The 12,308-nt window shown below is 71.8% G+C and carries 11 protein-coding genes and 1 rRNA gene; 7 read left to right on the top strand and 5 right to left on the bottom strand.

Annotation, left to right across the window (positions count from 1 at the left end):
• Positions 1 to 42: 42 nt before the first annotated feature.
• A complete protein-coding gene (locus ACFYP3_RS20160; protein WP_388834155.1) occupies positions 43 to 834 on the bottom strand; it encodes a thioesterase family protein in 792 nt (263 codons plus the stop codon).
• A 75-nt stretch (positions 835 to 909) separates the two neighbouring features.
• Positions 910 to 1,518, bottom strand: coding sequence for a LysE family transporter (locus tag ACFYP3_RS20155; RefSeq protein WP_362859030.1), 609 nt, complete (start codon positions 1,516 to 1,518; stop codon positions 910 to 912).
• A gap of 114 nt (positions 1,519 to 1,632) precedes the next feature.
• On the opposite strand from ACFYP3_RS20155, the gene ACFYP3_RS20150 reads away from it, so the two are divergent.
• Positions 1,633 to 2,457 carry a pentapeptide repeat-containing protein gene (locus tag ACFYP3_RS20150; protein WP_388834153.1) on the top strand — a complete coding sequence of 275 codons (825 nt, stop codon included), beginning with the start codon at positions 1,633 to 1,635 and terminating at the stop codon, positions 2,455 to 2,457.
• 505 nt (positions 2,458 to 2,962) lie between these two features.
• Here the strand turns inward: ACFYP3_RS20150 and ACFYP3_RS20145 are convergent.
• Positions 2,963 to 4,117, bottom strand: coding sequence for an alpha/beta fold hydrolase (locus tag ACFYP3_RS20145; protein ID WP_388834151.1), 1,155 nt, complete (start codon positions 4,115 to 4,117; stop codon positions 2,963 to 2,965).
• A gap of 375 nt (positions 4,118 to 4,492) precedes the next feature.
• On the opposite strand from ACFYP3_RS20145, the gene ACFYP3_RS20140 reads away from it, so the two are divergent.
• From ACFYP3_RS20140 to ACFYP3_RS20115, 6 genes are all read left to right on the top strand, one after another.
• Positions 4,493 to 4,801: a hypothetical protein gene (locus ACFYP3_RS20140; RefSeq protein ID WP_008742356.1), complete on the top strand. Its 309-nt coding sequence runs from the start codon at positions 4,493 to 4,495 to the stop codon at positions 4,799 to 4,801.
• A gap of 100 nt (positions 4,802 to 4,901) precedes the next feature.
• The gene (locus tag ACFYP3_RS20135; RefSeq protein ID WP_388834149.1) at positions 4,902 to 5,729 is read left to right on the top strand and encodes a hypothetical protein; all 828 of its coding nucleotides are present in this window, start codon (positions 4,902 to 4,904) and stop codon (positions 5,727 to 5,729) included.
• Positions 5,719 to 7,047 carry a hypothetical protein gene (locus tag ACFYP3_RS20130; protein WP_388834147.1) on the top strand — a complete coding sequence of 443 codons (1,329 nt, stop codon included), beginning with the start codon at positions 5,719 to 5,721 and terminating at the stop codon, positions 7,045 to 7,047. The genes ACFYP3_RS20135 and ACFYP3_RS20130 overlap by 11 nt, the downstream gene beginning before the upstream one ends.
• Positions 7,044 to 8,606 (top strand): SCO6880 family protein, encoded by a 1,563-nt coding sequence (locus ACFYP3_RS20125; RefSeq protein ID WP_388834145.1) that lies wholly within the window; start codon positions 7,044 to 7,046, stop codon positions 8,604 to 8,606. The genes ACFYP3_RS20130 and ACFYP3_RS20125 overlap by 4 nt, the downstream gene beginning before the upstream one ends.
• Positions 8,607 to 8,625: 19 nt before the next feature.
• Complete coding sequence (locus tag ACFYP3_RS20120) at positions 8,626 to 10,047, top strand: ATP-binding protein (RefSeq protein WP_388834143.1); 1,422 nt, start codon at positions 8,626 to 8,628, stop codon at positions 10,045 to 10,047.
• Between the two features lie 2 nt (positions 10,048 to 10,049).
• Entirely contained in the window at positions 10,050 to 11,552 is a 1,503-nt protein-coding gene (locus tag ACFYP3_RS20115; protein ID WP_388834141.1) for a type VI secretion protein, read from the top strand.
• A gap of 4 nt (positions 11,553 to 11,556) precedes the next feature.
• Here ACFYP3_RS20115 and ACFYP3_RS20110 read toward each other — a convergent pair whose 3' ends face one another.
• Together ACFYP3_RS20110 and rrf are read right to left on the bottom strand one after the other, a co-directional pair.
• A complete protein-coding gene (locus ACFYP3_RS20110) occupies positions 11,557 to 12,108 on the bottom strand; it encodes a GNAT family N-acetyltransferase (protein ID WP_388834482.1) in 552 nt (183 codons plus the stop codon).
• A gap of 113 nt (positions 12,109 to 12,221) precedes the next feature.
• A 5S ribosomal RNA gene (gene rrf, locus ACFYP3_RS20105) occupies positions 12,222 to 12,308 on the bottom strand; the annotation flags it as partial.

Here is a 12,308-nt window from a genome sequence, read left to right as displayed (position 1 = left end):
CGCCCCGCCCCTGACAAGGGGGTTGGGTTGGCAGGGCGGCCGCTACCGGGGTGCGACGAAGAGGCTCTGCGCGCTGCGCCCGATGGGCCCCTTCTCGTCGTGCAGCCGCGCGTCCGCCAGCCCGATCCCGGCCGCGTCCACGCTCGTACGGGCCTCCACGCAGGCCCACTCGCCCACCGGATGGCGGTGCAGGTGCACGGTCAGGTCGCCGTTGACGAAGACGTAGCGCCCGAAGTCCATCACCGCGCTGATGCCGTTGCCCGAGTCCGCGGCGATCAGCACCCGGTCCAGCGGCCTGGTCTCCTCCCCGGCGACGAGCGGCACCCTCATCCGCATCCAGCAGGTCCCGGGCCCCGGCTCGACGAACGCGCCCTCGGTGAACCGGGCCTCCACGGCCGAGTGGTAGCCCGTGTCCCACGGCACCGGGAAGAACGGCGTCACGTCCACCTCCCCCGGCGGCGGCACCTGCGGCCCCGGCACCACGGCCGGCACGGCCTCCTCGGCCACCCGGATCCGCAGGGCCCGCGCCAGCATCACGGGCGCGGCCCCCGCCGGGGCGAGGGCCGCCTCGACCACCTCGGTGCTGCGCCCGGCCCGCAACACGCTCGTGGTGATCTCCAGCTCGCCGATCGGCACCGGGCGCAGGATCTCGTACGTGATCCGGGCGATCCGCATGTCGGCGCGCGCACCCGGCCGCTCCTCGACGGCCCGCCCGAGCAGCGCCGCCGGCGGCCCGGCGTGCTGCGAACCCGGGTCCCACGGCCCGCTCGTGTACGCGGTGGCGGTGAACCGCCCGGCATCAAGTCGTTCGAAGAACCCCTCGGCAGCGCCCATACCCCGCACGCTACCGACAGGTAACCGACTCCACAACGGCCGTCGGGGAACGGGGCGGGCGCCGCCGACCACCCCTCAGCGGGCGAACCCCAAGCCCACCCCCAGCCCCACCAGCACCGACCCGATGGCCCGGTTCAGCGTCTTCTGCGCCTTCAGCATCCGGTCGCGCAACCGCGAGTCGGAGAAGAACAGCGCCACCGCCCCGAACCAGCCCAGGTGCGCCGCCGACATGAACAGCCCGTAGCCCGCCTGCTGCCACACCGGGGTGTCCGGGTTCACCACCTGGGTGAAGGTCGAGACGACGAACAGCGTCGTCTTCGGATTGAGCACATTGGTCAGGAACCCCGAACGCATCGCCCCCAACGGGCTCAGCTGCGGCTTCGACTCCAGATCCACGGACACCTCGGCCCGCGCCCGGAAGGTCCGTATCCCGATCCACACCAGATAGGCCGCACCCGCCAGCTTGATCGCGGTGAACAGCGCGGTGGAGGACGCGATCAGCAGACCGACCCCGAGCATCGTGTACGAGACGTGGACCAGCACCCCCGCCGCGACCCCACCGGCGGCGAACAGCCCGGTGGGCCGCCCGTAGAGATAGCTGTTGCGGACCACCATGGCGAAATCGGCGCCGGGACTGATCACGGCGAGAAGGGTGATGACGGCGACTGCGATCACTTCGGTCATACGCAGATGCTCACGCCCGCCCCCCTCCGTGATCAACCCCTGCCGGCCACGTGGACCGCGGGCCTCGGCTTCGGCGGGTGCGCCTCACCGCCCCCGCCCGGTGACAATGGGCAGGTGTCGAACCACCTCCCCCTCCCGCTCCCCCTCCTCGAAGCGGACTGCGCGAACTGCTTCGCGCTGTGCTGCGTGGCCCTGCCCTTCGCCAAGTCCAACGACTTCGCCGTGAACAAGCCCGCCGGAACCCCCTGCAAGAACCTCCGGCAGGACTTCCGCTGCGGAATCCACACGCGGCTGCGCGACACCGGCTTCCGGGGGTGCACGGTCTTCGACTGCTTCGGCGCGGGCCAGCAGGTCTCCCAGGTCACCTTCGGCGGCCGCGACTGGCGCGCCCACCCGGAGACCCGGGGCGAGATGTTCGAGGTCTTCCCGGTGATGCGGCAGCTGCACGAGCTGCTCTTCTACCTCGCCGAGGCCCTGACCCTCCCGGCCGCCGCCCCGCTCCACACGCAGCTGCGCCGCCTGCTCGAGCGGACCGAGGAGTGGACCCGTGCCGACGCCGAAGCCCTCACGGCCCTGGACATCACCCCGCTCCGCGCGGAGATCAACACCCTCCTGCTCGAGACCAGCGAGCTCGTACGGGCCAAGGTGCCGGGCCGCAAGAAGAAGAACCACCGCGGCGCCGACCTGATGGGAGCCCGCCTCGCCGGCGCCGACCTGCGCGGCGCGAACCTCCGCGGCGCCTACCTGATCGCCGCCGACCTCCGCCGCGCCGACCTCCGCTCGGCCGACCTGATCGGCGCCGACCTCCGCGACGCCAACCTCCGCGGCGCGGACCTCCGAGACGCCGTCTTCCTCACCCAACCCCAACTCAACGCCGCCCAAGGCGACCCCACCACCCAATTCCCCCCCACCCTCACCCGCCCCACCCACTGGACCTGACCCCCAAGGCGCGAGAGCTCAGGGCGGAAGCCCCAATCCTCCAGCCCCCGCCCCACCATCCAGCCCGCCGCACCATCCAGCCCCGCCGGCGTTTGAGGCGCGGGGGCCCGGGGGCAGCGCCCCCGCAACACCCCCGCACCCGACAACGACAGCAGCACCCACGGCGCGGGGCCCCGGGGCAAAGCCCCGACCCTTCACCCCCCGCCGCACCATCCAGCCCGCCGCACCATCCAGCCCCGCCGGCGTTTGAGGCGCGGGGGCCCGGGGGCAGCGCCCCCGCAACGGCGCCGCACCCGACAACGACGGCAGCGCTCACGGCGCGGGGGCCCCGGGGGCATCCGTCAGCCCCCGCCGCACCATCCAGCCCCGCCGGCGTTTGAGGCGCGGGGGCCCCGGGGGCAGCGCCCCCGCAACACCGCCGCACCCGACAACGACAGCGGCGGCAGCGGCAGCGGCAGCAACGGCGACGGCCACGCCACCCAGACCCGCCCAGCCCAGCCCGCCGCTAGGCGACCCGCGCCAAAAACCCCCGCACCGCCCCGTAATACCCCTCCGGGTCCCCGACCCGCACCGCATGCCCCGCCGGCAACTCGACCAACCGCACCCCCGCCCTCCGCACCGTCATCTCCCGCGCATGCTCCGCCGACAACACCCCGCTCCGATCCCCCCGCACCAGCAGCGTCGGCCTCCGCACCCCCAGCCAGTCCCCCCAGTGGTCCCCGTTCAGCGCCCCCTGGGACGCCACCATGTCCTCGACCTCGAACGCCGCCCCCCACCCGTCCGCGTACTCCCGCAGGGACCCCGCCAGGTGCGGGGCCGAGCTCCCCACCCCCGCCAGGAACCCCTCCCGGGTCGCCGCCCGCCGCGGCCACGCCCGCGCGAACGACAGGTCGCCGTCGACCACCGCCCCGATGTCCTCGACCACCACCGCCCGCACCAGCTCCGGCCGCCGCGCGGCGAGCTGGTACGCGTTCACCCCGCCCAGCGAATGCCCCAGCACCACCGCCGGCCCCAGCCCCAGGTGCTCCAGCAGGGCCGCCGCGTCAGCGACGTACCCCTCCCGCGTGTACTCCCCCGCCCGGTCCGACTCCCCGTGCCCCCGCTGGTCCAGGGCGATCACCCGCCACGCCGGACCCACCTCCCGCGCCAGGTCCGCGAAGGCCGCCCCATCCTGGAAGTGCCCGTGCAGCGCGAGCAGCGGCGCCCCCGGCCCCCCGAAGTCCGTGTACACGAGCCGCCGCCCGTCCTCGGCCCGCATCACCCCCGGCAACGGACCCAGCTTGTCGATCACCCGCTGCCGCAGCAGCTGGTACTCCTCCCAGCGCCTGCCCAGCCGGCCGCCCGGCCGCTCCACGACCCGCCCCGGCGTGACCGTCTCGCCCCGCCGGAACTGCTCCCGCGTGAGGTCGACCCGTACGCCTCCGGGCAGCAGGTTCCACCAGTGGTAGCCCTCCGGCCGGCCGCCGAGGAACACCTTCCCCAGCACGAGGTCTCCGCCCACGAGGTCCTGCACCACCAGCGCGGTGATGTCGCACTGCCCCCAGGCCGGATTCTCCGGGGTCCACGGCACCTTGCTGATGTCGGCCGGCTCGGAGGTCTCCGCCGACCACCCCGCCCGGATGGCCGCCTCGAGATCCGCAAGAGTCCATGGAGTCGTCATGCCCCCAGCCTCCCGCACCCCACTGACAGCGCCGCCGCCGACGGACGGGCGAAACTTCACACAAATGTCAGCGGGTCAGCCCAACGACACGCGACCCCGCTGCGCCGAACGGTCGTCCCTCGCCCCACCCGTACGCCGAGACGACAATCATTGCCCGGCGTCACCCCTCGTGATACACAGAGTGACCGCACGTTCTTGCGCATACACACCGCCCCTGCCCAGGTCAGAGCGCGGAGGCCGGACGCGGTCCGCGAGATCGGGTAAAGAGAGCCGTCAAGTCGACGACGGCGGCGGTTTCATCAGCGAAGATAGTGCGTAACCCCTGCCGTCGGGCAGTGGGTATCCGGAACTACCCTTACAGGGGCGGTGAGTTACATGATCCTGGCAGCCGAAAAGGGCGACATCACCACCATCATCGGCGGAATCGCCCCGAACTGGGGGCCGTTCGGCAGTCTCGGCAACGAAGCGAAGGTCATGATCGAAGTGGTCATGGCCGTGGCGATCCTCCTGTGCCTGGGCATCGCCATCTGGGGGGCCGCCAAACAGCGCATCGGCGCGACCGCCCTGCGCGACACGTTCAGCGCGGAACAGGGCAAGGGCCTGATCGTGGCCGGCCTCACGGGCGTCTTCATCATCGGATCCCTGGGCACCCTCTTCACCATCGTCTACGGAATGGCCGTCTAACCGGGCCACACCGCGGGCCGCACCTGATGAGGAATCACCACACCGCGCCTACGCGGGAACCAGCGCTACCGTCGTACGACGCGGAGGGGGCCGACACGGAATGAGCAACGACGACCAGTACGGCGGCGGCCACGGCGAGGTCGGCGGCACGGGCCAGACCCGCACCCGCCTCCCGGACTCCCCCGCCGACCCGTACGGCCCCACCCGCCGCTCCCCCCGCACCGCCCGCAGCCTCGTCACGGTGGTCGGCGTCGTGGTCCTCCTCATCGCCGCCATCGCGTTCGCGAACCAGTCCCCGGACACCCCGTCAGTTCCTTCCTCCGACAAACCCCCGGCATCCTCCTCCACCGCCCCGACAGGAACCTCACCGGTGACGGAGAAGAACGCCGGTGTACCCTCGGGCTTCGCCCAGGACCAGCAGGGTGCACAGTCAGCCGCGGCCAACTTCGCTGTGGCCCTGGGCTCTGACGGCATGTTCAACCCGACGAGACGCCGCGCCATCGTGGACGCCATCACGGAGGAGAGCAGCCGGACCAAGCTCCAGGCCGGGTTCGACGCCGACTACTCGGCGGGGCTCCTCTCCCAGATCGGCCTCACGAAGGACGGGCTGGCCCCGACGGGCTCCACCTTCGTCAGCCGGACCGTCCCGGCGGGGACCAAGGTGAAGAGCTTCGGCGGCGGATCCGCTTCGGTCGACGTGTGGTGCATCGGCATGTTCGGTCTGACCGGCGACAAGTCCACTCGCCCCGTCACCAGCGGCTGGTTCACGATCTCGATGACGCTCAAGTGGAACGGCTCAGGCTGGAAGGTCGTCGAAACCTCACAGAAGGACGGCCCCACCCCAGTCACCGGCGACACCCCGGTATCCACCTCCGAGGAGATCGGCGGCGCGGTCACCGAATTCGGAGGGTTCACCTATGCCCGGTAAACACCGGCTCTCGCTCCGAAGGATCGGCGCACTCACCGCGGTCCTCCAGACCGCGGTCGTTCTGTTCGCCGCCCGCGCGACGGCCGCGCCGGATCCCACGCCTACCCCCACACCCACGCCCGCAGCGAGCAAGGACCCCTGCGCGCTGATCGCCGGTCCCGCCAAGGAATACTGCGAGCGCGGCGAAGGCGGCACCGGCGCCCCCCGCACAGGCCTCGCGCCCAGCGACCCGGCCGACGCCCTCAACCCCCTCGCCTCCCTGGCCCGCGGCTGCGCCGACGCCGCCGCCTGGATCGTCGGCAAGCTCAGCGAAGCGGTCAACGGCTCGGCCGAGGTCGACTTCACCAACCCCGCCTTCCTCAAGCAGTACGCCGTCGTCTTCGCCGCCTCCACCATCCTCACCCTCGTCCTCTGGCTCTTCGCCGTCGCCAAGCGAGCCGTCCGCGGCGTCCCCCTCACCACCGCCATGTCCGAAGCCATCGGCTTCCTCTGGCTCACCGTCCTCGCCTCCGCCTTCACCCCCCTGATCCTCTACACCGTCGTCTCCGCCACCGACGGCGTCACCGCCGTCATCGCCTCCGCCACCGGCGGCCAGACCGACGTCTTCTTCGGCTCCTTCTCCGAGGCCCTCAAGAAGGGCGACGACATCGGCGGCGGCCCGATCATGCTGATCGTCGTCGCGCTCGTCACCGTCCTCGCCGCCGGCGTGCTCTACCTGGAGCTCTTCATCCGGGCCGCCCTCCTCTACGTCGGCGCCCTCCTCGGCGTCGTCGTCTACTCCGGCCTCGTCGACCGCAACCTCTGGGGCCACGTCCGCCGCTGGGCCGGCATCATGATCGCCGTCATCCTCGTGAAGCCGGTCATCGTCATCGTCCTCGGCCTCGCCGGAGCCCTGACCGGCGAAAAGGGCCCGAACGCCTTCTCCGCCGTCGTCACCGGCCTCGCCATCATCCTGCTGGCGATCTTCGCCTCCGCGATGATCTACCGCTTCGTGCCCGGCTTCGGCGACGAGATCGCCTCCGCCCGCTCCAACCGCAGCAAGGCCACCGACGGCGCCCAGGCCGCCGCCGTCATCAGCTCCCCGGCCTCCCTCGTCTCGCAGGGCATCAAGACCCACAGCAGCCGCGGTGCCCACCGCGGAGGCGACGGCGGAGGCGGCAGCCACGCACCCCGCCCCGCCAACCCCCTCTCCGGAGGCGTGGCCGCCCACAGCAGCCGCCCCACCTCCGGCGGCGGAGGCGGCGGATCTGTCCCCTCCGCCGCACCCGCACCCCGCACGAGTTCGAGTACGAGGAACACAGGAGGTGACGGGCGTTGACGACCCAGTCCCACCAGATGCACCCGGTCGCGCCCCGCCGCACGTATCTCATCGGCCGCGCCCGGCCGAACGCGATCGTCGGCAAGAACCGCGAGACCGGTGAGATCGCCCTGATCATCGCCGGGGCGTTCCTCGGCATGATGAGCGGACTGCTCGTCCCCGACCTCACCCTGCGCATCGTCAGCCTCGCCGGCTTCCCCATGATCGCGCTCGCCGCCGTGTACGTCCCGTACAAGGGCCGCACCTTCTACCGCTGGTTCGAGATCAGCCGTAGCTACAAGCGCACCCTCCGCCGCGGCACCACCTACCGCTCCTCCGCCATGGAGGCCGGCGTCCGCGCCGCCGACGGCCGCGAGGTCGAGGTCGGCCCGCCCCCCGGCATCGGCCGGATCAACTGGCTCGCCGCCCCCTTCGGCCCCGACGAGATCGCCGTACTCCTCCACGCGGACCGGCGCACCGTCACCGCCGCCATCGAGATCGAGGGCCCCGGCGTCGGCCTGCGCGACAGCGAGGACCAAGAAGCCCTCGTCGACCGCTTCGGCACCCTCCTCAAGCACGTGGCCAACGGCGACGGCTTCGTCACCCGCCTCCAGATGCTCGCCCGCACCCTGCCCGCCGACCCCGACGCGCACGCCAAGGACGTCGCCCAGCGCGGCGACACCCAGGCCCCCGGCTGGCTGCGCGACTCCTACGAGCAGCTCCAGTCGATGGTGTCCACCTCCTCCGAGCAGCACCGCGCGTACCTCGTCGCCTGCATGCACTACACGCGCGAACTCGCCGCCGAGGCCCACACCATCGCCCGCGCCGCCACCCCCCACAAGGGCCGCAAGCTCGACCGCGACGCCGGCCTCGCCATCGTCATGGCCCGCGAGCTCACCGACATCTGCGCCCGCCTCGCCGAAGCCGACATCCGCGTCCGCCAGCCGCTCGGCCAGGGCCGCCTGTCCTCCCTCGTGCACTCCATGTACGACCCGGACCACCCCATCGACCACATCCAGGCCATGACCAAGCGCAACGCCTGGCCGGCCGAACTCGACGCCGTCGAGCCCACCTTCCTCCAGGCCAAGACCCGCGAGTCCTCCACCCGCGCGCCCTGGTGCCACGCCACCGCCTGGGTCAAGGAGTGGCCGATGACGCCCGTGGGCGTCAACTTCCTCGCCCCCCTCCTCGTCCACACCCCCGACGTCATCCGCACAGTCGCCGTCACCATGGACCTGGAGCCCACCGAGGTCGCCATCGAGCGGATGCTCACCGAGAAGACCAACGACGAGGCCGACGCCTCCCGCGCCGCCAAGATGAACCGCACCGTCGACCCCCGCGACATCGCCGCCCACGGCCGGCTCGACCAGAGGGGTGAAGATCTCGCCAGCGGTGCGGCCGGAGTCAACCTGGTCGGGTACATCACGGTGTCCTCGCGTTCACCCGAAGCCCTCGCCCGCGACAAGCGGACGATCCGCGCCTCCGCCGGCAAGTCCTACCTGAAGCTGGAATGGTGCGACCGCGAGCACCACCGCGCCTTCGTCAACACCCTGCCGTTCGCCACCGGCATCCGACGCTAGCTGGAGGGAAGTGCCGCCCATGCGAGATCCCATGTCCGCCCTGACGGACGCCTTCACCAGCTTCCTCTTCGGCAAAGTCGAGACCACGCGCCTGCCCGTACGCACCTCCACCGGGCAGGCGCAAGCCGTCTACCTGCCCACCGCCGCCCCCGGACTCGGCGACTCCGGCGTCATCATCGGCCGCGAGGTCTACAGCGGCAAGGGCTACATCTACGACCCCTTCCAGCTCTACGGACAGCAGCTCCCGGCCCCCCACTGGCTGGTCCTCGGCGAATCCGGCAACGGCAAGTCCGCCCTGGAGAAGACGTACGTCCTGCGCCAGCTCCGCTTCAAGGACCGCCAGGTCGTCGTCCTCGACGCCCAGGGCGAGGACGGCGTCGGCGAATGGAACCTCATCGCCCAGCAGCTGGGGATAACCCCCATCCGCCTGGACCCCATCGCCGCCAACGACGACGGGATCCGCCTCAACCCCCTCGACCCGGCCATCACGACGACCGGGCAGCTCGCGCTGCTCCGGACCATCATCGAGGTGGCCATGGGCCACGGCCTCGACGAACGCTCGGGCTTCGCCCTCAAGGTCGCGCACGCCTACGTCGTGGGAACCATCACCTCACGCCAGCCGGTGCTCACCGACATCGTGGAGCAACTGCGCCACCCCGAGCCCGAATCCGCCCTCGCCATGAACGTCGACATAGACGACGTCCGGGCGTGGGGCCTCGACGTCGCCCTGGTCATCGACCGTCTCGTCGACGGCGACCTGCGCGGCATGTTCGACGGCCCCACCACCGTCGGCATCGACCTCGACGCGCCCCTCATCGTCTTCGACCTGTCCCACATCGACCGCAACTCCATCGCCATGCCCATCCTCATGGCGATCGTCGGCGTCTGGCTGGAACACACCTGGATCCGACCGGACCGCAAGAAGCGCATCTTCCTGGTCGAAGAGGCCTGGCACATCATCAACAGCCCCTTCGTGGCGCAGCTGTTCCAGCGCCTGCTGAAGTTCGGCCGCCGCCTCGGCCTGTCCTTCGTCGCCGTCGTCCACCACCTCTCCGACGTCGTCGACGGCGCGGCCGCACGCGAGGCCGCGGCCATCCTCAAGATGGCCTCGACCAGAACCATCTACGCCCAGAAGGCGGACGAGGCACGCGCCACCGGCCGCGTCCTCGGCCTCCCCCGCTGGGCCGTGGAGATCATCCCCACCCTCACCCCCGGCATCGCCGTCTGGGACGTCAACGGCAACGTCCAGGTCGTCAAACACCTGATCACCGAAGCCGAACGCCCCCTCGTCTTCACGGACCGCGCCATGACCGAGTCCTCCACGCCCGTCCGCCTCTCCGAAGACATGCTGGCCGCCGAACTCGAAGCGGAGGAACGCGCCCTGTCCATCGAACGCAGCCGCGGCAACGGCGGCCCGGGTTCCGCGACCACGGTGGCCTGACCATGCACGACGCACGACGTACGGATTCCCCCGCGCGCGGCGGCGGCGTCCCGGACGGCCTGCTGGTCGGCCTGCTGGCCTTCCTCCTCGGCCTGGCCGTCCTCGTCTGGACGGCCACCGGCCTGGCCGCCGTCTTCGCCAAGGGCGCCTGGCCCGACACGGTCACCTTCACCCGGACCCCGGAAGCCGTGCGCGCCCTGATAGCGGAGCCGCACGACATCCCCGCCGCCTGGCCGGACACCGACCCGGCGGCCCTCTCGGGCTGGGGCCTGTTCTGGGGCCTGTTCGTCAGCCAGCTCCTGGTGATGTTCGTACTCACCGTCTTCGCCATCGGCGTGATCGCCCGCACCAAGTCCCGCCGCGCCCTGACCAAACAACCGGCCTTCACCGCGCCCATCCCTGCCCCGGCGCCCACCCCAGCCCCGCCGGCGTTTGAGGCGCGGGGGTCCGGGGGCAGCGCCCCCAGCAACGCACCCGCACCGGCACCGGCACCCGCAGGCCCCGCCCCGTCCGACGAGGCCTACCGCTACGGCTTCGGCTACGCCCCCCACCCCCCGGCGGCAGCCGGCACGGCGGCCAGCACCGCGCCCCCGCACGGCGGCCTCACCTACGCCGCCCCCGACGACCGCCTGCGCGCCGCAGCCCACCGCATCGACGAAGCCCCCGGCGCAGCCCTCGTCGTGACCTCCTCGCCCACCCTCTGGACCGAGACCAAGGACGCCCGCGCCAAACTCGGCCCGGTCCTCCTCTACGACCCCTCGCACCTGTGCGACACCCCGGCCCGCATGCACTGGAACCCCGCCGAGGGCTGCGCCGACCGCGACACGGCCGCAGCCCGCGCGATCGCCCTGCTGGCCCCCGTACGCCCGCAGGCCCGGATGGACGCGGCGGTCGCCGACACCGCGGAAACGCTCCTGCGCAGCTGGCTCCAGGCCGTCGCCCTCGACGGCCGCCCGTTCAAGCAGCTCCACCGCTGGGCCCAGGGCAACGGCGCCCAGGATCCGGTCCGCATCCTGCGCACCCACCCCCAGGCCGCCCCCGGCGCGGCCGGCGAGCTGGAGAGCGCCCTCACCGCCCACCCCGAACGCCGGGAACTGGCCCAGAACCTGACGGCCCGGGCCCTCTCCTGCCTGACCTCGATCCACATCCGCGAGGCCTGCAATCCGAACCGAACAGATGCACTCACCTTGGCATCGTTCGTCACCGAAGGGGGCACCCTCTACTTGGTGGGTGAGCCTCTGGAGGATCCCCGCACCCACCCGGGTGCGATGCCCCTGCTGACCGCACTCGCCTCTCACGTGGTCGAGCACGGCCGCCGCATGGCCGCACGGTCATCCCACGGTCGGCTCGACCCACCACTGTCCCTGGTCCTGGACGACGTGGCCGCCGTGGCCCCGATCCCCCAGCTCCCGGAGCTCCTGACCCAGGAGGCCCTTCCCCTCCTGGCCCTGTGCCGCAGCCGCGAACAGGCCCGCTCCCGCTGGCCCGACGCTGACCTGCCGTGAGACCTCAGGGCCTCGGGATCACGAACTCCATCTCCTTGGCGGACGGGTCGCTCTCCAGCGGCACCCGCACGCCACTGTCGCGGAACCCGACGCGCCGGTAGAGGGCCTGCGCCCGCTCGTTCCGCTCGTGCACGTAGAGCCGTACGCGTTCCAGTCGGGGCCCCTCCAGCGACCAGGCCCACTCCAGGCCGGCCCGGAACAGCTCCTCGGCGACCCCGGTCCCCCGCTGCCCCTCGCGGACGAACACGGCGACGACGTGCCCCTGGGTCGTCTCGATCTCACGGTCGAGGAAGTCGGTGGTGCCGCGCTCTTCGACCAGCACGGCCAGGGAGCCGTTCCACACCCCGTCGGGCCCCTCGGCCACGAACTGCCGCACGGCCCGCCCGGACGCGACCCCGGCGGTCCGCTCCTGCCAGAAGCTGTCCGGCCTGGCCACGGCGAGCTCGGCGGTGTCGAGGAAGGCGATGGGAGCCGCGGGATCGTGAAGGGAGGCGATCCGCAGATCCTTGACCTTCTCCCACTCGTCTGCACGCACCGGGCGTATCACATGCTGGATGTCACTCATGGTCGCCGATCCTAACCAGAGGACCGTGCAGACTTCATCCGCATAAACGCAGAAAAGCCCCGCACCGAACCCGAAGGCTTGGTGCGGGGCTTCCCGCAATGATTGTTCGGCGGCGTCCTACTCTCCCACAGGGTCCCCCCTGCAGTACCATCGGCGCTGAAAGGCTTAGCTTCCGGGTTCGGAATGTAACC

Source organism: Streptomyces sp. NPDC005533 (assembly GCF_042871845.1).
Taxonomy (GTDB): Bacteria; Actinomycetota; Actinomycetes; order Streptomycetales; family Streptomycetaceae; genus Streptomyces.
The sequence above is the reverse complement of the archived record's forward strand: the minus strand, read 5'-3'. Positions and strand labels throughout refer to the sequence as shown.